This window comes from Bacillus sp. JJ1122 (assembly GCF_036964885.1).
In the GTDB taxonomy this organism is placed as follows: domain Bacteria; phylum Bacillota; class Bacilli; order Bacillales; family Cytobacillaceae; genus Mesobacillus.
Genome location: NZ_JBALQL010000021.1, coordinates 18,129 through 43,626, shown reverse-complemented (window position 1 = coordinate 43,626; position 25,498 = coordinate 18,129). Strand labels below are relative to the sequence as shown.

General features: G+C 41.8%; 25 protein-coding genes and 1 other annotated feature. Of the genes, 23 read left to right on the top strand and 2 right to left on the bottom strand.

Translation table 11 applies throughout. The features are described 5' to 3' along the window. Window positions 1–19: 19 nt before the first annotated feature. From hrcA to mtaB, 7 genes are all read left to right on the top strand, one after another. Complete coding sequence (hrcA, locus tag V7201_RS12475; RefSeq protein ID WP_335377100.1) at window positions 20–1,051, top strand: heat-inducible transcriptional repressor HrcA; 1,032 nt, start codon at window positions 20–22, stop codon at window positions 1,049–1,051. A 160-nt stretch (window positions 1,052–1,211) separates the two neighbouring features. Next, window positions 1,212–1,793: a nucleotide exchange factor GrpE gene (gene grpE / locus V7201_RS12470; RefSeq protein ID WP_335377063.1), complete on the top strand. Its 582-nt coding sequence runs from the start codon at window positions 1,212–1,214 to the stop codon at window positions 1,791–1,793. 35 nt (window positions 1,794–1,828) lie between these two features. Further along, window positions 1,829–3,658, top strand: a complete 1,830-nt coding sequence (gene dnaK, locus V7201_RS12465) for a molecular chaperone DnaK (RefSeq protein WP_335377062.1) — start codon at window positions 1,829–1,831, stop codon at window positions 3,656–3,658. A 176-nt stretch (window positions 3,659–3,834) separates the two neighbouring features. After that, a complete protein-coding gene (gene dnaJ, locus V7201_RS12460) occupies window positions 3,835–4,962 on the top strand; it encodes a molecular chaperone DnaJ (RefSeq protein WP_335377061.1) in 1,128 nt (375 codons plus the stop codon). A gap of 19 nt (window positions 4,963–4,981) precedes the next feature. Then, window positions 4,982–5,920, top strand: coding sequence for a 50S ribosomal protein L11 methyltransferase (prmA, locus tag V7201_RS12455; protein WP_335377060.1), 939 nt, complete (start codon window positions 4,982–4,984; stop codon window positions 5,918–5,920). Between the two features lie 94 nt (window positions 5,921–6,014). Next, complete coding sequence (locus V7201_RS12450; RefSeq protein ID WP_335377059.1) at window positions 6,015–6,764, top strand: 16S rRNA (uracil(1498)-N(3))-methyltransferase; 750 nt, start codon at window positions 6,015–6,017, stop codon at window positions 6,762–6,764. A gap of 5 nt (window positions 6,765–6,769) precedes the next feature. After that, on the top strand, window positions 6,770–8,122 hold the full coding sequence (mtaB, locus tag V7201_RS12445) for a tRNA (N(6)-L-threonylcarbamoyladenosine(37)-C(2))-methylthiotransferase MtaB (RefSeq protein WP_335377058.1): 1,353 nt from the start codon (window positions 6,770–6,772) through the stop codon (window positions 8,120–8,122). Between the two features lie 149 nt (window positions 8,123–8,271). Here the strand turns inward: mtaB and V7201_RS12440 are convergent, their stop codons facing one another. After that, window positions 8,272–9,201: a Na/Pi symporter gene (locus V7201_RS12440; protein WP_335377057.1), complete on the bottom strand. Its 930-nt coding sequence runs from the start codon at window positions 9,199–9,201 to the stop codon at window positions 8,272–8,274. Window positions 9,202–9,409: 208 nt separating this feature from the next. On the opposite strand from V7201_RS12440, the gene rpsU reads away from it, so the two are divergent. The 11 genes from rpsU to V7201_RS12385 all read left to right on the top strand — a co-directional run bounded on the left by rpsU (window position 9,410) and on the right by V7201_RS12385 (window position 19,343). Next, entirely contained in the window at window positions 9,410–9,583 is a 174-nt protein-coding gene (gene rpsU, locus V7201_RS12435) for a 30S ribosomal protein S21 (protein ID WP_015595024.1), read from the top strand. Window positions 9,584–9,600: 17 nt separating this feature from the next. Next, window positions 9,601–10,047 carry a GatB/YqeY domain-containing protein gene (locus V7201_RS12430; RefSeq protein ID WP_335377056.1) on the top strand — a complete coding sequence of 149 codons (447 nt, stop codon included), beginning with the start codon at window positions 9,601–9,603 and terminating at the stop codon, window positions 10,045–10,047. A 360-nt stretch (window positions 10,048–10,407) separates the two neighbouring features. Then, complete coding sequence (locus tag V7201_RS12425) at window positions 10,408–11,721, top strand: NfeD family protein (protein ID WP_438825046.1); 1,314 nt, start codon at window positions 10,408–10,410, stop codon at window positions 11,719–11,721. Window positions 11,722–11,861: 140 nt separating this feature from the next. Then, window positions 11,862–12,860: a flotillin-like protein FloA gene (gene floA / locus V7201_RS12420; RefSeq protein WP_335377055.1), complete on the top strand. Its 999-nt coding sequence runs from the start codon at window positions 11,862–11,864 to the stop codon at window positions 12,858–12,860. Between the two features lie 43 nt (window positions 12,861–12,903). Further along, window positions 12,904–13,404, top strand: a complete 501-nt coding sequence (locus tag V7201_RS12415; RefSeq protein ID WP_335377054.1) for a hypothetical protein — start codon at window positions 12,904–12,906, stop codon at window positions 13,402–13,404. Between the two features lie 228 nt (window positions 13,405–13,632). Next, the gene (yqfC, locus tag V7201_RS12410; protein WP_335377053.1) at window positions 13,633–13,917 is read left to right on the top strand and encodes a sporulation protein YqfC; all 285 of its coding nucleotides are present in this window, start codon (window positions 13,633–13,635) and stop codon (window positions 13,915–13,917) included. A gap of 16 nt (window positions 13,918–13,933) precedes the next feature. Continuing rightward, window positions 13,934–15,121, top strand: coding sequence for a sporulation protein YqfD (gene yqfD, locus V7201_RS12405; RefSeq protein WP_335377052.1), 1,188 nt, complete (start codon window positions 13,934–13,936; stop codon window positions 15,119–15,121). A 2-nt stretch (window positions 15,122–15,123) separates the two neighbouring features. Next, the gene (locus tag V7201_RS12400) at window positions 15,124–16,083 is read left to right on the top strand and encodes a PhoH family protein (RefSeq protein ID WP_335377051.1); all 960 of its coding nucleotides are present in this window, start codon (window positions 15,124–15,126) and stop codon (window positions 16,081–16,083) included. Between the two features lie 236 nt (window positions 16,084–16,319). Beyond that, entirely contained in the window at window positions 16,320–18,503 is a 2,184-nt protein-coding gene (locus V7201_RS12395) for an HD family phosphohydrolase (RefSeq protein WP_335377050.1), read from the top strand. Beyond that, window positions 18,500–18,970: an rRNA maturation RNase YbeY gene (gene ybeY / locus V7201_RS12390; RefSeq protein ID WP_335377049.1), complete on the top strand. Its 471-nt coding sequence runs from the start codon at window positions 18,500–18,502 to the stop codon at window positions 18,968–18,970. Before V7201_RS12395 ends, ybeY begins: the two co-directional genes overlap by 4 nt. Continuing rightward, on the top strand, window positions 18,954–19,343 hold the full coding sequence (locus tag V7201_RS12385) for a diacylglycerol kinase family protein (protein WP_335377098.1): 390 nt from the start codon (window positions 18,954–18,956) through the stop codon (window positions 19,341–19,343). Before ybeY ends, V7201_RS12385 begins: the two co-directional genes overlap by 17 nt. Window positions 19,344–19,404: 61 nt before the next feature. On the opposite strand, the gene V7201_RS12380 is transcribed toward V7201_RS12385, so the two are convergent. Then, window positions 19,405–19,614 (bottom strand): hypothetical protein, encoded by a 210-nt coding sequence (locus tag V7201_RS12380; RefSeq protein WP_335377048.1) that lies wholly within the window; start codon window positions 19,612–19,614, stop codon window positions 19,405–19,407. A 292-nt stretch (window positions 19,615–19,906) separates the two neighbouring features. Here V7201_RS12380 and era point away from each other — a divergent pair, with 292 nt between their 5' ends. The 5 genes from era to glyS all read left to right on the top strand — a co-directional run bounded on the left by era (window position 19,907) and on the right by glyS (window position 25,255). Beyond that, entirely contained in the window at window positions 19,907–20,830 is a 924-nt protein-coding gene (gene era, locus V7201_RS12375) for a GTPase Era (protein ID WP_335377047.1), read from the top strand. Between the two features lie 167 nt (window positions 20,831–20,997). Then, window positions 20,998–21,141: a YqzL family protein gene (locus V7201_RS12370; protein ID WP_207500038.1), complete on the top strand. Its 144-nt coding sequence runs from the start codon at window positions 20,998–21,000 to the stop codon at window positions 21,139–21,141. A gap of 31 nt (window positions 21,142–21,172) precedes the next feature. Beyond that, window positions 21,173–21,925 (top strand): DNA repair protein RecO, encoded by a 753-nt coding sequence (gene recO, locus V7201_RS12365; RefSeq protein WP_335377046.1) that lies wholly within the window; start codon window positions 21,173–21,175, stop codon window positions 21,923–21,925. Window positions 21,926–21,973: 48 nt separating this feature from the next. Then, window positions 21,974–22,144: a binding site (T-box leader), on the top strand. Window positions 22,145–22,299: 155 nt separating this feature from the next. Then, window positions 22,300–23,190, top strand: coding sequence for a glycine--tRNA ligase subunit alpha (gene glyQ, locus V7201_RS12360; protein WP_335377045.1), 891 nt, complete (start codon window positions 22,300–22,302; stop codon window positions 23,188–23,190). Next, entirely contained in the window at window positions 23,183–25,255 is a 2,073-nt protein-coding gene (glyS, locus tag V7201_RS12355; protein WP_335377044.1) for a glycine--tRNA ligase subunit beta, read from the top strand. Before glyQ ends, glyS begins: the two co-directional genes overlap by 8 nt. Window positions 25,256–25,498 lie beyond the last annotated feature (243 nt).

Below are 25,498 nucleotides of genomic sequence, written 5' to 3'. Positions count from 1 at the left end.
GCTAACAGAGGTGATGATGTTGTTAACAGATCGTCAGGTGCTAATATTGCAGGTGATTGTTGATGACTTTATTCGTTCAGCTCAGCCGATAGGTTCAAGGAGCTTGTCGAAAAAAGAGGAAATAACCTTCAGTTCGGCTACAATCCGAAATGAAATGGCAGATCTAGAAGATCTAGGTTTCATTGAAAAAACTCATACTTCTTCGGGTAGAATTCCCTCGGAGAAAGGGTATCGTTATTATGTTGATAATCTTCTGCTGCCGCAAAAATTGAATCATTCAGATATGGCTGCGATTAATTCCATTTTTGCTGAAAGAATTTACGAGCTTGAAAAGATCGTTCAAAAATCAGCGAAAATCCTTTCTGAAATGACCAATTATACTTCGATTGTCTTGGGACCAGCTGTAAAGGACAATAAATTAAAAAAGCTCCAGATTGTCCCGTTGAACAAGGATACTGCAATCGCGATTATCGTAACGGATACAGGTCATGTGGAAAATAGGATTTTCCATTTTCCAACAAGTGTTGATCCTTCCGATGTTGAGAAAATGGTCAATATTCTCAATGAACGCCTGGCAGGGGTTCCCCTTACAAATCTTAACTCAAAGATTTATAAGGAAATTGCCGTGTTGCTGCGTCAGCATATTAGCAGCTATGATTTACTGCTAAATACGATAACCGATACTTTGAATATGCCTGCACATGAAAAGGTGTTTTTCGGAGGCAAGACCAATATCCTGAGTCAGCCTGAATTCAATGATGTAGAAAAAATCCGCAGTCTTATGAACATGATTGAGCAAGAGGATGGACTATATCAGCTGATCAGGAAAAATCCTGCTGGAATCAACATAAAAATCGGCACTGAAAATGACAATTCCGCCATGGAAAATTGCAGCCTCATTACAGCTACCTATTCGATGGGAGCTGAAAAACTAGGTACGATTGCTGTGCTTGGTCCAACGAGGATGGAATATTCACGCGTAATAAGCTTGCTCCAATTGATCAGCACGGATCTTTCAAAGGTGTTGACGGAGCTGTATCAAAATAAATAGGCATGGAAATATTGATTAAGGGTGGAGCAGCCTGTTCCATCCCGAATTGTTATGTGTTTTCAAATGAAGGCCAGGTCCATCCTGATCTTTCGATGAAATAAATGCTGCCAGGCTTAATGCCATAGACCGAGCCGCAAACTTTTAAGGGAGGTGAGTTAACGTGACAGAAGAAAGAAACACTGAGCAAGAGTTGAACAGCCAGTTGGAAGAAGAGAAGGTTGAAGAAGTTTTTGCTGAAAATGAAGCTTCTGAACAGACTGTAGAGGTTCCTGATCAGGAGCAAGATCCAGTTCAAGTTAAAATTGCTGAATTGGAAGCGAAACTTGAGGATGCTGACAACCGTTACCTGCGCCTACAGGCTGACTTTGATAACTTCCGCCGCCGATCAAGAATTGAACTTGAAGCGAGCGCTAAATATAGAGCACAAAGCGTAATCACTGATCTGCTCCCAGCTATTGATAATTTTGATAGAGCAATGAAGATGGAAGTAGATAACGAACAGGCAAAATCCCTTATGCAGGGAGTCGAAATGGTTTACCGCAGCTTGCTAGATGCTCTTAAAAATGAGGGCGTTGAAGTAATCGAGGCTGTTGGCAAAGAATTTGATCCACATCTTCACCAGGCCGTCATGCAGGCTGAAGATGAAAATTACGGTTCTAACATCGTAGTGGAAGAGTTCCAAAAAGGCTATATGCTTAAGGACCGCGTAATTCGTCCAGCAATGGTAAAAGTGAACCAATAATCGTGGTTACATATTTTAGCTAGGAGGTAATAAATATGAGTAAAATTATCGGTATTGACTTAGGTACAACTAACTCTTGTGTGGCCGTACTTGAAGGCGGCGAGCCAAAGGTTATTCCAAATCCAGAAGGAAACAGAACGACACCTTCGGTAATAGCATTTAAAAATGGTGAGCGCCAGGTAGGTGAGGTTGCTAAGCGCCAGGCTATCACAAACCCTAATACAATCATTTCAATTAAACGTCACATGGGTACAGACCATAAAGTTGAAGCTGAAGGCAAGGAGTACTCACCTCAGGAATTATCTGCTGTCATTCTTCAATACTTGAAGTCTTATGCAGAAGACTATCTTGGTGAGCCAGTAACAAAGGCTGTCATTACAGTTCCAGCATATTTCAATGATGCAGAACGTCAGGCAACCAAGGATGCAGGAAGAATTGCCGGTCTTGAAGTTGAACGTATCATCAACGAGCCAACAGCAGCTGCACTTGCTTATGGTCTAGACAAAATGGACGAAGACCAGACAATCTTAGTTTATGACCTTGGTGGCGGTACGTTTGACGTTTCCATCCTTGAATTGGGCGATGGTGTATTTGAAGTAAAAGCTACTGCTGGTGACAATCGTCTTGGCGGCGATGACTTTGACCAGGTAATCATTGATTATTTGGTAGAGCAATTCAAGAAGGAAAATGGCATTGACCTTTCTAAAGACAAAATGGCTCTTCAGCGCTTGAAGGATGCTGCTGAAAAAGCAAAGAAGGATCTTTCTGGTGTAACTTCTACACAGATTTCTCTTCCATTCATCACAGCAGGAGAAGCAGGACCGCTTCACTTAGAAGTGAACATGACTCGTGCGAAATTTGAAGAACTTTCTGCTGGATTGGTAGAGCGTACAATGGGACCAACTCGCCAGGCACTTAAAGATGCTGGTTTAAATCCTTCTGAACTTGATAAAGTAATCCTTGTCGGCGGATCTACTCGTATTCCTGCCGTACAGGAAGCGATCAAGAAGGAAACTGGAAAAGAGCCACACAGAGGAGTTAACCCTGATGAAGTTGTAGCAATGGGTGCTGCAATCCAGGGTGGTGTCATCTCTGGTGATGTTAAGGATGTTGTCTTGCTGGATGTTACTCCGCTTTCACTTGGTATTGAAACAATGGGTGGCGTATTCACTAAGTTAATTGACCGGAACACTACAATTCCAACATCTAAATCACAAGTGTTCTCTACTGCTGCAGACAGCCAGACTGCTGTAGATATCCACGTGCTTCAAGGTGAGCGTCCAATGGCTTCTGCCAATAAAACACTTGGCCGTTTCCAACTGACTGACATTCCGCCAGCACCACGCGGAATTCCTCAGATTGAAGTTACGTTTGATATCGATAAGAATGGGATCGTTAACGTTCGTGCAAAAGACCTTGGAACAAACAAAGAACAACAGATTACAATCAAGTCATCAACTGGACTTTCTGATGACGAAATCGAACGCATGGTAAGAGAAGCTGAAGAAAATGCTGATGCGGACAAGAAGCTTAAAGAAGAAGTTGAACTTCGCAATGAGGCTGACCAGTTAGTATTTACAGCTGAAAAGACTTTAAAAGATCTTGAAGGAAAAGTGGACGAAGCTGATGTCAAGAGTGCAACCGATGCTAAAGATGAGCTGAAGGCAGCAATCGAGAAGAACGACATCGAAGAAATCCGCACTAAGAAGGATGCATTGCAGGAAATCGTCCAAAACCTTAGCGTGAAGCTTTATGAAGAAGCTGCTAAGCAAGCACAGGCGCAACAAGGTGCACCTGGACAAGACGGACCTAAAGACGACAACATCGTTGATGCAGAATTTGAAGAAGTAAATGACGATAAATAATTAATTAACACAAAAAGTCAAAGTCAGGTCATACTTGGCTTTGGCTTTTTATTTATAGCTACGACAAAGAAATATGACTACTAAAATACCGCATAATAGATGTTTTTAAATATTGCACTTGAATATACGGGAATGTTAGAATTATCTTTATGTGAAAAGATTCGGGAGTGGTAATCATGAGCAAACGGGATTACTATGAAGTCCTTGGTGTCAGCAAATCGGCTACCAAGGATGAACTAAAGAAGGCTTATCGAAAGCTTTCTAAACAATTCCATCCGGACATCAACAAAGAGCCGGGAGCAGACGAAAAATTCAAAGAAGTTAAAGAAGCATATGAAGTGCTGAGCGATGACCAAAAGCGTGCCCACTATGACCAGTTTGGCCATGTTGATCCGAACCAGGGCTTTGGCGGGGGAGACTTTGGTGGCGGCTTTGGCGGATTCGAAGATATCTTTAATTCTTTCTTTGGCGGCGGAGGCGGCGGCAGACGCCGAGATCCAAATGCGCCAAGGCAGGGTGCTGACCTTCAATATACAATGACTCTGAAGTTTGAAGAGGCTGTATTCGGCAAGGAAACGGATATTGAAATTCCTCGTGAAGAAACATGTGATACATGCGACGGATCAGGTGCAAAGCCGGGCACGAAAGTGGATACATGTAAACATTGTCATGGAAGCGGCCAGTTGAATGTTGAACAAAACACACCGTTTGGACGTATTGTCAATCGCCGTGTTTGCCATTATTGCAATGGTACAGGCAAAGAAATTAAGGAAAAATGTTCAACATGTTCCGGTACAGGAAAAGTGACAAGACGTAATAAAATCCATGTGAAAATCCCTGCAGGTGTCGATGATGGCCAGCAGTTAAGAGTTGCCGGAAAAGGCGAAGCTGGTATTAACGGCGGACCATCCGGAGACCTTTATATTGTTTTCCACATCAGATCCCATGAATTCTTTGAACGTGATGGCGATGATATCTATTGTGAAATGCCAATCACATTTGTCCAGGCAGCATTAGGTGACGAAGTAGAAGTGCCGACATTGCATGGCAAGGTAAAATTAAAAATCCCGGCAGGCACTCAAACTGGGACTAAATTCCGCTTAAAAGGCAAGGGAGTCCCTAATGTCCGCGGTTATGGTACAGGTGACCAGCATGTTCTGGTTCGTATTGTTACACCTACAAAGCTGTCAGAGAAACAAAAGCAGCTATTGAGGGAATTTGCGGATGTCAGTGGCCAATCGCCGATTGGGGAGCATGAAGAAAGCTTTTTCTCAAAAGTAAAACGAGCCTTTAAAGGTGATTAATTGAATGGAGCTGGTATAAATGAAATGGTCTGAAATCAGCATTTTGACAACGAATGAAGCGGTTGAGCCGATTTCAAATATCCTGCATGAGGCAGGAGCAAGTGGTGTAGTGATTGAAGATCCACTCGAGCTTGTGAAGGAAAGAGAGGACCAGTTCGGCGAAATATACCAACTTAATCCAGACGATTATCCTGAAGAAGGTGTCATTATCAAAGCTTATCTCCCTGTGAATAGTTTTCTTGGAGAAACAGTTGATGAAATAAAAGAAGCAATTAATAACCTGATTATCTACAATATCGATATCGGAATGAACAAGGTTTCAATCAGTGAAGTAAATGAGGAAGAATGGGCAACTGCCTGGAAGAAATATTATAATCCGGTGAAAATTTCCGAAAAGTTCACGATTGTCCCAACCTGGGAGGACTATACTCCAGTAAATACAGATGAACTGATCATTGAACTTGATCCTGGAATGGCTTTCGGAACAGGCACACACCCGACAACAGTTATGTGCATCCAGGCGCTGGAAAGAACCGTCAAACAAGGTGACCGGGTTGTAGACGTCGGTACTGGTTCAGGAGTCCTTAGTATTGCGGCTGCAAAGCTTGGTGCTTCAAGAGTAGAAGCGATGGACCTTGATGATGTAGCAGTTCAGGTGGCGAAACTGAATATTAAACTAAATAAAGTTCAGGAAGTTGCAACAGTGTCTCAAAACAACCTTTTAGATGGTGTAGCAGAGGGTGCAAACATAGTTGTCGCGAATATTCTCGCTGAAGTGATCCTCAGGTTTGCGGACGATGCCGGCAAAATTGTGAAAACTGGAGGCTACTTCATTACCTCCGGGATCATCCAGCAGAAAAAAGAAGTTGTTAAGGATGCGATGATCAACGCTGGTTTTGAGATTGAAGAAATTATTGCAATGGAAGACTGGGTTGCAATTATAGGCAAAAAGAAATAATCTAGGGAAAAGGGGAACAAGTAATGCCCCTTTTTTCTGTCTTTTTTTAGGCAAAGATATCCAGCTTCATTTCGATTGGAAAGCAGGTGCTGTGGTGCAGCGTTATTTTATTGATAGACAGGGAAGCAAGGATCAATTCATTATTAGTGGCGATGATTATCATCACATTGTACGTGTCATGAGGATGAAGGCTGGTGATCAAATTATTTGTGTTTTGCCAGAGGGAAAAAGCGCGATTTGCCATATTGCAGAAATTACCGATGAAATGGTTGTGGCAAACGTTGTAAAATGGGAAGAAGGGACCTCCGAGCTGCCGGTCAATGTTGTTATAGCGAGCGGTCTGCCTAAAGGGGATAAGCTCGAATTGATAATCCAGAAGGGCACAGAACTTGGTGCCTATGAATTTGTCCCCTTCACTGCATCCCGCTCGGTTGTCAAATGGGATGGCAAGAAAGCTGCCAAAAAGATTGAACGGTGGCAAAAGATTGCCAAGGAAGCTGCAGAACAGTCGCATCGCAGCAGAGTTCCCAATGTCTCAGAACCGCTTAGTGTCAAAGAACTAATTAATGCCGGCAGCAAGTATAAGCATAAGCTTATTGCCTATGAGGAGGAAGCGAGGGAGGGAGAAACATCAGCCCTTGCTTCAACCCTAAAGAAAATGCAGGCAGGCGACAGCCTCCTGATCGTATTTGGTCCGGAAGGCGGATTGACCTCTGAGGAGGTTTCCCATCTAACTGCAAACGGCTTTGTATCCTGTGGTCTTGGACCACGCATCTTGCGTACAGAAACAGCACCATTATATGCACTTTCTGCTGTTTCCTATCATTTTGAATTATTGGGGTGAAAATAATGCCTACAGTTGCGTTTCATACATTAGGTTGTAAGGTTAATCATTACGAAACAGAAGCCATTTGGCAGTTATTTAAAGAACAAGGATATGAGAGAGTAGAATTTGAAGCAATCTCTGATGTTTATATTATTAATACATGTACAGTAACAAATACTGGAGACAAGAAAAGCCGCCAGGTCATTCGTCGAGCTGTGAGGAAAAATCCTGATGGCGTTATTTGTGTAACCGGCTGCTATGCACAAACATCTCCTGCAGAAATCATGGCGATTCCTGGAGTTGATATCGTTGTCGGAACACAGGACCGTGTAAAAATGCTGGAGTATATTGAACAGTACAAGCAGGAGCGCCAGCCAATTAACGCTGTCCGGAATATCATGAAGAACCGCGTTTATGAAGAGTTGGATGTTCCAGCATTTACGGACCGTACAAGAGCTTCATTAAAGATTCAGGAAGGCTGCAACAATTTCTGTACCTTCTGTATTATCCCATGGGCACGCGGCCTTATGAGATCACGTGATCCACAGGAAGTGATCCGCCAGGCACAGCAGCTTGTAGATGCAGGCTATAAGGAAATCGTCCTTACAGGCATCCACACAGGCGGCTATGGGGAAGATATGAAAGATTATAACCTTGCAGCGCTTCTAAGAGACTTGGAGGCACAGGTTAGAGGCATTAAGCGTCTACGTATATCTTCAATTGAAGCCAGCCAGATTACTGATGAAGTGATTGAAGTAATTGACCAGTCCAATATTGTTGTACGTCATCTGCATATCCCGCTTCAGTCTGGTTCTGATACAGTATTAAAGAGAATGCGCAGAAAATATACGATGGAATTCTTCGGAGAGCGCCTCGACCGTTTAAAAGAAGTATTGCCGGGGCTTGCAGTAACTTCTGATATCATCGTCGGCTTCCCGGGAGAAACAGAAGAAGAATTCATGGAAACGTATAATTTCATTAAGAAGCATCAGTTTTCAGAACTTCATGTTTTCCCATATTCAAAACGTACGGGAACTCCTGCTGCGAGAATGGAAGACCAGGTGGATGAGGATGTTAAAAATGAACGTGTACACCGATTGATCCACCTTTCAGACCAGCTGGCGAAGGAATATGCTTCTCAGTTTGAGAATGAGGTATTAGAAGTAATTCCTGAAGAGATTTACAAGGATGCTCCCGATAGTGGTTTATATGTGGGCTATACAGATAACTACCTGAAAGTAGTTTTCCCTGCTGCTGAAGAAATGGTCGGTAAAATTGTGAAGGTTAAGATAATAAAAGCAGGATATCCGTTCAATGAAGGACAATTTGTCCGTGTTTTAGAAGATGAAAATGTAGTTGAAGAGGCTGCTGTTTAATCAAAATGAGCTGGCGAAGATGCCAGCTCATTTTTTGATTATCTAATAAATGTTAATTGTTAGTGCTTCCTCCATTATCATGGGTTAATATAAGAAGGCTATCGAGGAACTGCTTAAATTGATTTTTTAAAATTGACAAGCTTTTTATACTAATTAATCCGTTTTCCATGAACAAACTCGACCATTCTGCCGAATTTTTCAGCAAAAGGAAGGACCAGCAGAGAAGCAATGACATTATATACTACACTTACATGTGCAAGCTGGACCTCAGCGCGATGGGCGGTGAGGGGGACAAGGCCAGCTAGCTGATCAATGAACGGATAAAAGGCAGCTGCTCCTGCAACATTCAGCCAGACATGGGCATAGGCAGTCAGCCTTGCTTCCCTGCCGGCTCCGATCGAAGCAAGCAATGCGGTAATGCACGTCCCTATATTTGCGCCTAGCATGGCAGCGATGGCTGAATCCATATTTAGCGTTCCTTCTGTAAGGAAGCCCATGATGATACCTGTCATTGCGGTGCTGGATTGAATCAGCCCAGTGACAATCGTGCCGGTTAGAATACTGATCACATGACTAGTGTTCAGGTTCCCGAGAGCACTTTCCACGATTGGGATGCTTGTCACTGGGTCTGCCAGGAACGTAAAGCCACGCATGGCCGCAAAAACTGCTGCAATCCCAAAGGAAATTGCGCCAATATTTTTCCATGTACTATTTTTTGTCACAAGCAGCACGGCACCGATCATTGCCAAGGGAACAATGAATCCATCTATATTGAAAGTTATTAGCTCCAGCGTAAATGTTGTTCCGATATTTGAACCGAGAATGATTCCTATTGATTGAGAAAACTTAATCAAACCAGCTGAAATCAGCCCAATGGTGATCACCATTACAGCGGAACTGCTGTGCAAAAGAGCTGTAACAACTGTACCGGCAATGAGTCCTTTTAAAGGAGTATCAGTCATGACTGAAAGCCAGTTCTTCATCCTGCTTGCCGAAAGCTGAAAAAGCCCTTTTCTTAATAACATCATTCCGCTTAGAAAAATACCCAGGAACAAAAGAAATAATAATAGATAGACCATCACATTCACCCTTTCAATAATATGTATGAAGGGCGATGCTGGACATGCATATAAATTTTCCTGAAGGATAAAATTCAACATATGCACATTATTTAAAACATGGGCTAATTTCAGTTGACCTCATGGCGCTGTTATATTATAATTGCAAGGTACATGGTTTCCATGTGTTTTGGTGTTAGTGTGTTGTGCTCGGAGGGAGGGAAAGAGAATGTCTAAAACTGTCGTTCGTAAAAACGAATCGCTTGAAGATGCTCTTCGACGCTTCAAACGTACTGTATCTAAATCAGGTACTATCCAAGAAGCTAGAAAGCGCGAATTCTACGAAAAACCTAGTGTAAAGCGTAAGAAAAAGTCTGAAGCTGCTAGAAAACGCAAGTTCTAAGAGAGGGTGGAATCAAATTGAGTCTGCTCGAGCGTTTAAATAATGATATGAAACAAGCGATGAAGAACAAAGAAAAGGACAGACTCACTACGATTCGGATGATCAAAGCCTCTTTGCAGAACGAAGCAATTAAGTTTGGCAAACAGGAGCTATCCGAAGAAGAAGAGTTAACTGTACTTTCTCGTGAAGTGAAACAACGCAAAGATTCCCTCCAGGAATTTGAAAAGGCGGGTCGTGAAGACCTTGTTGAAAAGATACAAACAGAACTAAAGCATGTCGAGGTTTACATGCCACAGCAGCTTAGCGAAGAAGAAGTGACGGCAATCGTCAAGGACGCTATCGCAGAGACAGGTGCGGCATCAAAAACCGATATGGGTAGAGTAATGGCTGTCATTATGCCTAAAGTAAAAGGTAAAGCAGACGGATCTCTCGTTAATAAACTTGTACAACAACACCTTTCATAAAAGCTCGAAGGCCGTAAGATTTTCTTACGGCCTTTTTAGCATACACTAAAAGGTAGGAATACATATAAATGTTTGTCTAATAACGACTATTTGATGCTTATTCATAAAAGGTAATTATAGTGCCATTTTAGTGCATAAAATATGAATAAGTTTGTCGATGCGGACTTTTTTAATGGCAGTTTTCTAAAAGATTGTTTTTTTGAAGGATAAGCAATAAGTATACGAAAAGAACCTGCATAAACAATAAAAACATACAAAACAATCTTGGCTAAAAATTGATAAAATAATGAAACCTTTCTGGATGCGGTTACGTAATACCAATATGGCCTTATTTTTGTGAATGGGGGTGCCAAATTGAAAATAAAATCAGTGATTGCCAGCCTGATCATTATTTTGTCACTGGCCGGGCTGATCAAACCGTATACCGCAGATGCGAAAGAGAAAGTAGTTTACGTCGTACCTATTGAAGAAACGGTCGAAAAAGGATTGCTTGCCTTTTTGGAAAGAGCTGTGCATGAGGCAGAGGAAGCAAACGCAGAGGCCATCATTTTTGATGTGAATACACCCGGCGGAGCTGTGGATGCCGCAGGTGGCATTGGCAAGCTTCTAACGGGCACAGAAGTGAAAACCATTGCATTTGTAAACAAGCAAGCCTTATCAGCAGGAGCCTACATTTCCCTAAACACTGACGAAATTTATATGGTTCCTGGTTCAACAATGGGGTCTGCCGCGATAATCGACCAGCAGGGAAATACAGCAGGGAAAAAGGCTGAATCCTATTGGTTTGCGGCTATGAAGAGCGCAGCAGTAGAAAGCGGGCGCGATCCGATTTATGCTCAGGCTATGGCTGATGAAAATATCGACCTGCCGGAGTTAGGTGCCGGCAAAGGGAAATTGCTCACATTGACTGCAGAACAGGCGCGAGAGGTTGGGTATTCTGAAGGCACTGTAAAAAATCTGGATGAATTATTAGCTAAGCTAGGTTATGAAAATGCAGATGTCAGGAATGTGAATGAAACATTCGCAGAAAAGCTTGCAAGGTTTCTGACGCATCCGGTTGTCATTCCTATTTTGCTCACAATTGGCAGCCTTGGGCTCGTTTTGGAGCTATACTCACCGGGATTTGGATTGCCAGGTTTAGCTGGACTTTCATCACTGCTATTATTTTTCTATGGTCATCTTGTCGCCGGCCTTGCTGGCTTTGAAACAGTGATTTTATTCGCATTGGGAATTGGGCTGATCCTGCTGGAGTTTTTCATCCCTGGAGGGATAGCAGGAGCAATCGGGTTTGTAGCCGTAATTGCCAGCTTTTTTATCGCTTCTGATAATATGGTCCATATGGGGATATCGATATTGATTGCCCTGAGTGCCTCTATACTTCTATCAATTCTAATGATAAGGGTGTTTGGAAAAAGGATGAAACTATTCAAGCGAATCATACTGACAGATTCAACGAGCACGGAAAAAGGATATGTTTCGAATAAGAATCGGCTGGAGCTTATTGGGGTTGAAGGAATCACTTTGACACCGCTGAGGCCGTCTGGAACAATATTGGTAGACGATGAGCGCATTGATGTGGTAAGTGAAGGCGCATTCATATCGAAGGGTATAAGAGTAAGGATTATAAAAACAGAAGGATCAAGAATTGTGGTCAGAGAGGTTAAAAATCCTTAATAAAGGCTCATTCACTTCGGTGTCCCATTTTGAATGGTAAAAAGATTAATCCGCTTTTATGGAGTCAACAAAGCACAATGTTATCTATGTGCGAGCGTTTAGTTGACACCATCTAATAATAATTTTGAGGAGGCACAAAAATGATTGAAGCAGGAACAGCTTTTGTTTTAATTGCAATCGTACTTGCGGTAATTCTACTCGGGGTATTACTGACATTTGTTCCAGTAATGCTCTGGATATCCGCATTAGCTGCTGGTGTAAGAGTCAGCATATTCACCCTGATCGGGATGAGACTTAGAAGGGTAATTCCAAGCAGGGTTATCAATCCGATGATCAAAGCACACAAAGCGGGTCTGAATGTAACGACTAACCAGCTGGAGAGCCATTACCTTGCTGGTGGTAATGTTGACAGAGTCGTAAATGCCTTGATTGCGGCACACCGTGCTAACATTGAATTATCTTTTGAAAGAGCGGCAGCAATTGACCTTGCAGGGCGTGATGTCCTTGAGGCTGTACAAATGAGCGTAAATCCGAAGGTGATCGAAACTCCATTCATTGCCGGTGTTGCGATGGACGGAATTGAAGTGAAAGCAAAAGCCAGAATTACTGTTAGAGCAAACATCGACAGGCTAGTCGGGGGTGCCGGCGAGGAAACGATTGTGGCTCGTGTTGGTGAAGGGATCGTATCAACAATCGGTTCATCAGATAATCATAAAAAAGTGCTGGAAAATCCAGATATGATTTCGCAAACGGTTCTTTCAAAAGGATTGGATGCTGGAACTGCATTTGAAATCTTATCCATTGATATTGCGGACGTAGATATCGGCAAAAATATTGGAGCAGAACTTCAGACAGAACAGGCAGAGGCTGACAAAAAAATTGCTCAGGCTAAAGCCGAAGAGCGCCGTGCTATGGCGGTTGCACAGGAGCAGGAAATGAAAGCACGCGTACAGGAAATGAGAGCCAAGGTTGTCGAGGCAGAAGCAACAGTACCGCTTGCTATGGCGGAAGCACTGCGTGAAGGCAATATAGGTGTGATGGATTACATGAACATCCAGAACATTTCTGCAGATACGGATATGAGAGGCTCCATCGGTAAGCTTTCTGGTGGAAAGAAAGATGACAACAATAACAACTGACGAGAGAACCCGTTAAAAGAAAGGGGGGCTCCTCCTGGAACGATTGTTTGATTTAATAGGTAACCCGTTTGTAATATTCGTCCTGATCGGCATTCTGTCGAGCCTTTTTAATAAAGCTAAAGGCCATGGCCAAAACAACCAGCCACCACGGCCTGTACGACCTGCCAGCAAGCCTGCGGGTATGGATGGTCCCGTAAAAGCTCAACGTGAGATTCGCCGTGAACCTCGCCCTGTCCAGAGCCGCGCGACCAAGCCTCAACCAGCTAAAACTGCGAGAGAGGCTGTGGATGCAAGCAGCATCCAAAAAGAATATCAGGAAAGAAAGCGGCAGGCTGAAATGAGTGAGAGTAAGCCAAGAACTGCTGACAGAGGCAGATTGTCCACTGAGGATGCTGCTGTCCGTCCGCGTCATACTGGCGCTAAAGAGGAGCCTGTACTGGATTTTCAGCCTGATCAAGACCGGCTGATTGAGGGTTTAATATGGGCAGAAGTGCTTGGCCAGCCGCGCGCTAAAAAGCCGTACAGCCCAGGAAGCAGAGACTAGACAGGTATTAAGGGCGTAACCCAGCCGTACAAAAGGTCAGAAATCTTATAAACCTTTTATATGTGCTCTTTAAGACGAATGCTGAAAAAATTCCTTTGTTCGTCTGTGCTGCCGCTCTTAACATTCGCAAGTGGCAGCAGTTAAAAAGGAATGCTTCTATAAGTGAAAAATGGTGCTAGAACCTGCTTTTTTCTCATACATATGAGATGAAAGGGGGTTCTTTTTTTTATGGCAAAAAAATGGGGCCAGTATGTACGTAAATGGATGACACAGAAAATGGATCTTCCTCAAGATGTCATGATGGATCTCCCTAGAATCACGATGATTGGGCAAGTCCATATATATATTGAAAATCACCGGGGTCTGCTTGCGTTTTCCGATGGCGAAGTCCGGCTGCTCATAAAAAACGGACAGCTGCTGGTAAAGGGCAAAGCCTTTGTCATCAGGACCATTTTACCAGAAGAAATATTATTAGAAGGAAAAATCGATCAGGTGCAATATGTAACCGACTGATACGAGGGGGAGAGCAATGAAAAATCAATGGATTCATATCTTTTCTGGCACGGTGAAGGTCAAGCTGACCGGAAAAGGCATTGAGAGATTTTTAAACCAGTTGACACGTAATGAGGTTTCCATTTGGAATGTGAGAAAGCATGGCTCAGAAACTGTGACCTTTTATGTGAACCTGCAGGACGTTAAGAAACTGAGGATTCCAGCAAGAGACAGCCAATGTAAAATCAGGTTTTTAGAAAGGGCTGGTGGCCCTTTCTTTTTAAGAAGATTATGGACAAACAGTGGTTTTTTACTTGGTGCCTGTTTGTTTTTTGCGTTGATTATGGTTCTATCCAACATGGTTTGGGGAATTGAAATAAAAGGTGCGAGCCCTGCAACAGAACATCAGATTCGTAAGGAATTGGACAAGATGGGAATCAGTGTCGGCAAGCTGCAGTTTTCTATAGATAATGTAGAAAGCATCCAGAGAGTGTTGACAGATCAAATAGGGGCCCTTACCTGGATTGGTGTGGAATTAAAAGGGACAACATACCATTTTCAAGTAGTCGAAAAGAGTGAGCCAAAGAAGGCGGAGGCTATCGGACCAAGGCATTTGGTAGCGAAAAGAAAAGCGGCGATTGTAAAAATTTTCGTGGAAAAAGGTGAACCTGTAGTAAAGGTGAATGATTATGTATTGCCGGGCCAGCTATTGGTCTCAGGGGTTTATGGGAAAGAGGACGCTTTAAAATCTGTAGCAGCATCTGGAGAGATCCTTGGCGAGACATGGTATTCAACAAAGGTAGAATTGCCTCTTAAAAGTACCTTTCAGGTTTTCAACGGAAATGAGAAGCGTAAATATGCGCTAAAAATAGTTGGAAAAGTGATGCCGGTCTGGGGATTTGGAAAGACAGAGTTCTCTGAATATGAAACGGAAGTGAACGAGAAGCGAGTGAAATTCTTTAAATGGAGCCTGCCACTTACTGTTGAAAAAAAGACTCTAAGAGAACGGGAACAAGTGACAAGAATCTATACTAAACAAGAAGCGATTGAAAGTGCAAAAGAATTAGCAAGAAAAGATATAAAAAAACACCTTCCTGAAAATGCTATTATAAAAGGGGAAAAAATTTTACATCAATCATTCGAGAATGATAAAGTAAACCTAATAACTCATTTTACAATCATTGAAGATATAGCAGTAGGACAACCAATTATCCAAGGAGACTGAGAATGACAGAAGACTTAAAAACAATGGAAATACAACTTGCGAATCCAAATGAAGCAATTTCCTTATTCGGCAACGCGGATATGAATCTTAAGCTAATTGAACAAGAGCTTGGTGTCTCGATCGTCACCCGTGGGGAAACACTCGGTATCTCCGGGCCAGAGGATAAAGTACAGCAGGCACAGGCCGTTCTGGTTAATCTTCTTGCCGTCATACGGAAAGGTATCAGCATAAGCCAGCGGGAAACGGTATATGCAATTCAGATGGCAGAAAAAGGAACGCTTGAATACTTCAAGGATTTATTTGATGAAGAAATAAGCAAAAACGTTAAAGGAAAATCCATTAGGGTAAAAACCCTCGGCCAGCGGCATTATATCAATGCTATTAAAAGTCGTGACCTTGTCTTTGGCATTGGTCCTGCAGGTACTGGAAAAACATATCTGGCAGTAGTAATGGCTGTGAATGCACTCAAAAATGGGACTGTGTCCAAAATTATCCTAACAAGGCCTGCAGTAGAAGCAGGGGAGAGCCTAGGATTTCTCCCTGGGGATTTGAAGGAAAAAGTGGATCCATATCTTCGCCCATTATATGATGCGCTTCATGATATATTAGGAACAGAACATACATTGCGCTTGATTGAACGAGGAACAATCGAGATTGCACCACTTGCCTACATGCGTGGACGGACTCTTGACGATGCTTTTGTCATCCTCGATGAAGCGCAAAATACAACTCAGGCACAAATGAAAATGTTCTTGACTCGGCTTGGTTTCGGTTCGAAAATGGTCATCACGGGTGATACTTCTCAAGTCGATTTGCCTAAAGGAGCCAAGTCAGGATTAGTCGCCGCTGAAAATATTTTAAAAGATGTTGCGGGAATTTCTTTTGTGCATCTTGAACAGGCAGACGTTGTACGTCATCCACTGGTTGGAAGGATCATAGAAGCATACGGAAAGTTTGAATAAACCAATGTCAGTCCGCTCTTGCTTTACAAGGCGGACTTTTGGTTATACATAGGAAAGTAAATGGTCATATATAAGTGATGAATAGTCATATTCCATAGCGTATGAACCAACTTGATCCCCTATTGTCAAATGGAGATGAAAGTTAACGTGAAACCTGATATGATGGAACAGAAAGTTAGTTATTTTTCCCAGTAAACTCTTGTGGCTTCTAAAAAGCCATAGTAGGAGGGCTGTAAATGGATAAGCTGCAGATCCAGTTAACTGCTATTCTGAAATTGTTGAATATAAAGATTGTCCGGGTACTTTTATTTTTGCTCATTGGCATTGTGATGTATTCTGCTATGTACAGCAATGTAAAGCCTGAGAAACTAAACCTGGAGCTGTTCTCTGTTGCAGAGCAGACCATCAGGTCGCCTATTACAATCGAAGATAAAGAAAGTACAGAAAAAAGCCGCAGGGAAGCGGTTGAGCAGGTTAAAGATATTTATTCAGTCAAAAAGGAATATACCCAAAACCGGGTCGACCTGGTTACTTCTATTTTTGATTCTGTTTCTGAAGTAAATGATGAGGCAGAGGAAAAAATAAACCAAAAGAAAAAAGATGCTTTGGACAATAATGAAGCAGAGGATACCACCGCTAAAGAACCTACAATAAATGAAAAGCTTGCTGCGTTGAAAACTAAATTGACAGAAAGTGAAACAAGGAGTCTATCCGACCAAGTGTTCATTACTTTACTTCAGTCGGCGAATGAGGAGCTGGCAGTAGCGAAAGATTTAACTGTTACTGCAATCAATAAGGTTATGGATTCTCGGATTCCAGCTGATCAAGTTGAAAATGCAAAAAAACGTTTGGAAGAAGAACTAAAATATACAAGCTTAAACAGTGATTTAAAGGATGCAGTCATAGAGATGGGTCGTTATGCCGTTGTCCAGAACGAGTTTTACGATTCCGATGCGACTGAGGAATTGCGGCAGCAAGCTATGGATGAAATAGAACCTGTCCGGATACTTGAGGGGCAAATCCTAGTGGATGAAGGACAGTTAATCAGCAGGGACATTTATAAGAAACTTCAGCTTGTGGGGCTGCTGGAAAGTGAAAATTCATACAAACCATTTATCGGCCTGGCCATGATTGTATCCCTCATTTTGTTTGCATTTTATTTTATTTTTAATGAGATGGAAAACGCTGATAAAAAACAAAAGTACCTTTTAATTTTCAGTATTATTTTCATCACTTCTATACTTTTGATGAAATTAGTTAGCATTTTCGAGGAATTTGAATATTCGGAGGTCGGTTACATTTTTCCGGCGGCGATGGGGGCCATGCTAATTAAAATATTGATCAATGAACGCTTGGCACTGTTTCAAACGGTCGTCTTGGCAATTTCAGGAACAATTATTTTCAATGAGGGCATTACTGGGACGTTGAATGTAACAGTTGGTATCTATATTCTTGCGAGCGGGCTGGCGGCTATTTTGTTTTTGCAGAAACAAAATCAGCGCTCGAAAATTCTCCAGGCAGGATTATTTGTATCTGTTATCAATTTAATCATCATCGTTTCAAACATTTTTCTTAGGAACAGCCAATACTCTGGAATGGAATATGGCTTTTACTTAATAGCAGCCTTCCTGTCTGGAATTACCTCAGCTGTTTTAACAATTGGCCTTTTGCCATTTTTCGAAGCTGGATTTGGCATCCTGTCTACCTTGAGGATGATTGAGCTTTCCAATCCGAATCATCCGCTTTTAAGAAAAATCCTTACGGAAGCTCCAGGTACTTACCACCACAGCGTCATGGTTGCCAATCTTTCAGAAGCAGCTTGTGAGTCGATCGGAGCAAACGGGCTTCTGGCAAGGGTGGGATGCTACTACCATGATATTGGAAAAACAAAAAGGCCTCAGTTCTTTATTGAAAATCAAATAAACATGGATAACCCGCATGATAAGCTTCCAGCATTAACAAGCAAAAATATTATCATTGCCCATGCCACTGATGGAGCTGAAATGCTCCGCAAGCATCGGATGCCAAAAGAAATTATTGATATCGCTGAGCAGCATCACGGAACAACTTTGTTAAAATTCTTTTACCACAAAGCAAAACAAAACGGGCATGATGTAAAGGAAGAGGATTTTCGATATCCAGGACCTAAGCCGCGAACAAAGGAGTCAGCAGTCATTGGAATTGCAGACAGTGTAGAAGCGGCTGTCCGGTCGCTTGCGCATCCTACCCACGAGCAAATCGAGACACTTGTGCGAAATATTATAGCTGACAGGCTCCAGGATGGGCAGCTAGGTGAGTGTGACATAACGCTTAAAGAGCTTGATACAGTTGCTGATACACTATGTGAGACACTCAAGGGGATTTTCCATTCAAGGATCGAATATCCAGAAATGAATAAACAGAAGGTGAAGCAAGCATGAAACTAGAAATTGATTTCTTAGATGAATTAAATGAATTGGCAAAGCAAGAGATAGAAGAAATTGAAAAATTGCTGAATTTTGCTGCTGACATGGAGAAGATTCAGGCAGGAAGTGAGCTTTCCGTAACATTTGTCTCGAATGAACGTATTCAGGAGATCAACAGGGAATACCGTGATAAAGACCAGCCGACCGATGTGATCTCCTTTGCTTTGGAGGAGATGGGAGAAGGGGAGATTGAAGTTGTAGGTGCAGACATACCTCGCGTTTTAGGGGATATTATTATATCTGTTCCTAGAGCCAGAGAACAGGCAGAGGAATATAATCATTCCTTTATGAGGGAGCTCGGTTTTCTCGCTGTCCATGGCTTCCTTCATTTGTTAGGTTATGATCATATGAACGAGCAAGATGAGAAAAAGATGTTCGACAGACAAAAAGAAATTCTCGATGGTTATGGGCTTGCACGCTAATAAACGGAAGAAGCATCGTTTGGTTTCTTCGTTCCGGTTTGGGTTTCAAGGAATTGCATCTGCAGCTTCCAAAGAACGAAATATGCAGATTCATATTTGCATTTCTGTTCTTGTCATTTTAGCTGGATTCGCATTCTCTATTACAAGATCAGAATGGATCGCAGTATTGCTCGCGATCGGAGGAATGATTGCTTTGGAGATGATGAATACCGCTGTTGAACGGACTGTAGATTTGTATACAAAAGAGTTTCATCCGCTTGCGAAGCAGGCAAAAGATATCTCTGCTGGAGCTGTCCTGATCTTTGCGATCATAAGTGTGATCATTGGATTGATCATCTTTCTGCCCAGGATTTTAGCCATAGTTCATTTATAGTTGTCCTGCATAGGACAACTTTTTCTTTGATTAGGAAATTATAAATTTTTTCAGGTGTGGATTACTCAACGCGGATTTGCTTAATCCAGCTCCAGCTCCTAGCCCCTCGAGTCGCTTGTCCAGTGTCGCCTCCTAGAAACTCCGAAACTTCAACTCCGCCGGCAGAAGCAAAAAGCGCTTCTTTGTCGGAGTCTCCAGTTTCTGCGTTTCTGGGCAGTCGGCTATACATTTCGATTTCGGTTCGCCCAATGAAGTCAAAGAACGACTTCACTGGTCGGCCCTTCGACGGATACGATGTCTTAGTGCCGACGTAGCCACAGGACGTGGCGGTTTTAGTCGGCCAGCGCTTGTCGGGGCTGACCAAGGCGCTTGCGCTTTTTGTTCTTTAGAAAATGTTTCAATGAATTTGAAAACAGACAAAAACTTAAGTAAAATGACATAACAGTCTATAAAAACTGTGAGTTAGTTTTTAGAAAATTTAAAATTTTATATTTCAATTTTGCTACAAACGATGAAATCTTAGTTGAAATAGGGTAAAATTAAGTGGAGAAGGGAATTACAAAATGAATTTTAGCAATCAAAACAATCAATCACACAGATCAGGGTTTATCTCAATCATTGGCAGGCCGAATGTTGGTAAATCAACATTTCTTAATAGGGTAATTGGCCAAAAAATCGCTATAATGAGTGATAAGCCGCAAACGACACGAAACAAGGTTCAGGGCGTTCTTACTCTTGAAGATTCACAGTTGATTTTCATTGATACTCCAGGAATCCATAAGCCTAAGCATCGTCTGGGAGATTTCATGATGAAGGTGGCTCAAAATACATTAAAAGAAGTCGACCTTATACTATTCATGGTCAATGCCCAGGAGGGTTACGGGCGCGGAGAGGAATTTATCATTGAAAAACTGCAAAATGTTAAAACTCCAGTATTCCTGGTCATTAATAAAATTGACTTAATTCATCCAGATAAACTTTTGGAACTAATCGATTCCTATAAAGAAAAATTCAACTTTGCTGAAATTGTGCCTATTTCTGCTCTTGAAGGCAACAACATTGAAAAGCTGCTGGAGCAAATTAAAGAAAAAATGCCTGAAGGGCCACAGTTCTATCCGGCAGACCAGGTAACGGACCATCCTGAACGGTTCATTGTTTCAGAATTAATCAGAGAAAAAGCACTGCATTTGACCAGAGAAGAAATTCCCCATTCAACTGCTGTAGTCATTGAGAAAATGGAACGACAGTCAGAAAAGGATATGGTCCATGTCATGGCAACGATCATTGTTGAACGAGATTCTCAAAAAGGAATCATTATCGGCAAGCAGGGGAGCATGCTAAAGGAAATTGGCAAAAGGGCGCGTCTGGATATTGAGAACCTGCTTGGGTCCAAGGTATTTCTTGAGTTATGGGTGAAGGTACAGAAAGATTGGAGAAATAAAGCTTCGCACTTGCGTGATTATGGTTTCCGAGAAGATGAGTATTAAGCCTGTTGGGCAAATGCTCCATCATTAACATATTAAAGAATATTGAAATTTATGCACAAGATTGTTTTACAATTTTTTCGTAACATGAAAATCTGATTGACAGGCTATGATATTCATAAGGATTTGGGACAAAAATGCTAGTGAAAAATTGAAAGGTGGGGTTTTCGATGTTGGATTTTACCTGGAAGGTTTTTTCGCAAACAGGTAACATTGACACTTATCTTCTCTTTAAGGAATTAGAGAAGGACAATCAAGAAATACCCGGTTATCAGGAGGAAGAACTAGCACAAATTGATTTTCCAATCTCATAGGTTTGTCTGTAGTAATGGATGGTGACAGCTGATGCTGCAGAAATGTGAAGGCATCGTCATTAGAACAACAGATTATGGCGAAACAAACAAAATTGTAACTTTATATACCAGGGAATTCGGGAAAGTTGGTGTGATGGCAAGAGGCGCAAAAAAGCCTAATAGCAGGCTTGCTGCCGTCACCCAGCTTTTTACGTATGGACAGTATTTATTCCATGCAAGCACTGGGCTTGGAGGTCTGCAGCAGGGTGAAATGATTTCATCAATGAGAGCGATTCGCGAGGACATCTTCCTGACAGCTCATGCCAGCTACATTGTAGATTTGACTGATAAAGTTACCGAGGATCGAAAATCAAACCCGTTTTTATTTGAACTTTTGCTCCAGACGCTTAATTATATGAATGAAGGTTATGACCTTGAAATCCTGACTAATATTTATGAAATGAAAATGTTGAATGTCCAGGGAATGTATCCTGTATTAGACAGATGTGCCAATTGTGGCAGTACTGAAGGAGAATTTCATTTTTCCATCAAGGAAGGCGGATTAATTTGCCATCGCTGCTTTGAACGAGATCCTTACCGGTTTAAAATAGCTCCTGGTACAGTAAGACTGCTCCGATTGTTTTATCTGCTTGACTTGAACCGCCTCGGAAATATTTCAGTCAAGCCCGAAACAAAAGCAGAGCTCAAAAAGGTCATTTCTGCCTATTATGATGAGTATTCTGGTCTTTACTTAAAAACGAGAAAATTTCTTGACCAGATGGATTCATTTAGGGACAGGCTATAACTATTGACATCATTACTTGTTTTCGATATTATTCAAATTAAAATTACATATGTTGCGGCGAAGGAAAAGAGTACTTAATCGCTCTGTATTAGCGAGTCCGGGTTTGGTGTGAGCCGGATTGCAGAAAATTAAGGAAGGCATTCTGGAGCGACATTTTCTTAAAGAGGCTGCTTTTTGGCAGCAAATAGGGTGGAACCGCGGGTAACTCTCGTCCCTATGCATGAATGATGTGCATAGGGGGCGGGAGTTTTTTATTTTAAACTGTGATAGTGATTATTATGATTTTTTTGGCTCTGTTGATTGGAGTGAAAATCAATATCCCAGCTAACAAAGCAATTTATATAAAAGCTATATAATAATTCGGAGGTGTTCAGATGAATATCCAAAATATGATCCTTACATTGCAAAAACACTGGTCTGAAAAAGGCTGCATCCTTATGCAGGCCTATGATGTCGAAAAGGGTGCCGGAACGATGAGCCCTTATACATTCCTGAGGGCGATTGGACCTGAGCCATGGAATGTGGCGTATGTTGAACCATCCCGCCGACCTGCTGATGGCAGGTATGGGGAAAACCCAAACAGGCTGTATCAGCATCACCAATTCCAGGTAATTATGAAGCCTTCTCCAGACAACATCCAGGAAATCTATCTAGAATCATTGAAGGCATTAGGAATTGATCCGCTTGAACATGATATCCGTTTCGTGGAGGATAACTGGGAGAACCCTTCCCTTGGCTGTGCTGGCCTAGGCTGGGAAGTTTGGCTAGATGGTATGGAAATTACCCAGTTTACTTACTTCCAGCAAGTTGGAGGATTAGATTGCAAACCAGTTTCGGTTGAAATCACTTACGGAATCGAGAGGCTTGCATCATACATCCAGGATAAAGAAAATGTATTTGATTTAGAGTGGACAAATGGTTTTACCGTAAGAGATATTTTCGGTCAGCCTGAATATGAGCATTCGAAATATACATTTGAGACTTCAGATCAGGAAATGCTGTTCAATCTGTTCAATATTTATGAAAAGGAAGCCCATCGTCAAATGGAAGCTGGACTTGTACATCCAGCGTATGATTATGTCCTGAAATGCTCGCACGTTTTTAATCTCCTTGATGCACGCGGTGCTATTTCAGTAACAGAAAGAACGGGCTATATCGCTCGCTGCCGAAATTTGGCCAAAAAAGTAGCGAAAACGTTCTATGACGAAAGAGAAAAACTAGGTTTCCCAATCATTAAACGGAAGGAGCAGGTAGAAAATGACTAAGCGCAATCTTTTACTAGAAATTGGATTAGAAGAAATGCCTGCAAGATTTATTACTGATTCCATTAACCAGCTTGCTTCCAAAGTTGAGAACTGGCTAACAAAAAATAATATTGGATTCGAAAGCATTAACTTATATTCAACACCACGCAGGCTCGCTGTCGTAATCATGAATGTAGATGAGCGCCAGGAAGACAGCGTAGAGGAAGCTAAGGGCCCGGCAAGGAAAATTGCTCTTTCTGAAACAGGAGAGTGGTCAAAAGCAGCAATGGGCTTTACACGTGGTCAGGGAATGACGGTTGAAGATATTTTCTTCAAAGAAATCAATGGTGTTGAATATGCACATGTCAGCAAATTTATAAAAGGGCAGGAAACCTCCGCTTTGCTTGTTGAATTACAAGCGATCATCACGAGCATGTCATTCCCAAAGAATATGCGCTGGGCAGATTTAGATATGCGATACGTAAGGCCAATAAAATGGCTGGTGGCGATGTTCGGCAGCGATGTAATTCCATTCGAAATTGCTGGCGTTCGAACAGGGAAGGTTACGAGAGGTCATCGATTCCTTGGAGAAGATGAAGTGACGATATCAAACCCTGAAGAATATGAAGAAACATTACTAGGACAGTATGTGGTCGCTGATGCCCAAAAACGAAAGGATGCCATCCTTTCACAACTTGAAAAAATCGAGGAAGAAAACAGCTGGACAATTCCAGTTGATGAAGATTTGCTCGAAGAGGTTAATAATCTGGTTGAATATCCGACTGCATTATACGGCCGATTTGAGGAAGAATTCCTGGAAATCCCAAGCGAAGTACTTATTACTTCAATGAAGGAGCATCAGCGTTATTTCCCGGTAACTGCGGAAGGAAAATTGCTTCCTCATTTTGTAACCGTAAGGAATGGCGATCACCTTCATATCGAAAAAGTAGCACGGGGTAATGAAAAGGTACTTAGAGCAAGATTGGCTGATGCTGCATTTTTTTATAAAGAAGATCAAAAACTGCAAATTGAAACTGCTTTGGATAAACTTAAGACGATTGTTTATCATGAAGAAATCGGCACAATTGCTGAGAAGGCTGAGCGTGTTCGTAAGCTTGTCAATTTAGTTGCAGACAGACTGGAACTTTCTTCTGAAGTTATTAAGGCTGCTGATAGAGCTGCACAAATCAGTAAATTCGATTTAGTATCACAAATGGTATATGAGTTTCCAGAACTTCAGGGGATTATGGGAGAGAAATACGCTCTTCAAAAAGGTGAAAGCCCTGAAGTAGCTGCTGCGATCAATGAACACTATATGCCTAGGAATGCAGAAGATTCTGTACCAGGCACACCAGCTGGAGCTTTAGTGGCAATTGCTGATAAACTTGATACGATCATCTCTTTCTTTGCACTTGGGATTATTCCTAGCGGCTCGCAGGACCCATATGCATTAAGAAGACAGGCAACAGGAATTGTTCAGACGTTAATTGAAAAACAATGGCCGGTTTCAGTTGAAAATCTTGTTGGACTTTCCTTGAGTTTGATTTCTGAATCAGGAATCGCAAAACGGTCTGAAGAAGAAGTTTACCATGAATTAATCCAGTTCTTTAAACTTCGTGTAAAGCATCTTCTGCAGGAACGGGGAATCCGTTATGATATCATCGATGCAGTACTAGGCGGGGAAATCGGAACTGTTTCTGAATTAGTTGAGAAAGCAGTAGCATTGCAGTCAGCAAGCTCCGACGAAGGATTTAAGGAGAGTATGGAGGCATTAAGCAGGGTGCTTAATATCGCCAGCAAAAAAGAGGTTCTCGGCGACATCAATCCAGAGCTGTTTGAGAATGTGCATGAACAAAATCTATATGATAAATATCTAGAGCTTGGCAGAAAGACAGAAAATGGTGTAGACGCTTCAGTGTATTATCAGCTGCTTGTCTCTTTAAAACCAGAAATCAATCAGTACTTTGATAATACAATGGTTATGTCAGATAATCTGGAAATCAAGGAGAATCGATTGAACCAGATGGCTGCACTGGCAGTTCTCATCATGAAGCTTGCCAAAGTCAACGATATTGTTGTGAAGTAATCATCGAAGTGCCTTCCAGCTTAAGGAAGGCACTTCGAAAATAACAAAGCTGCCACTTCTTGAATCTATTCTAAATAATAACAAAATACTTACTTTCTATTTGGAATGAGTAGGATATAATGATTTTATAAACGATGTATCTATTACAATTTCAAATAAGCGTAATGAATTATGCAATTGAGCTTTATGGTCTTGTTTACTTTTAGTACACCTGGAATTTGATTTCTTTAAAGCCATAATAGC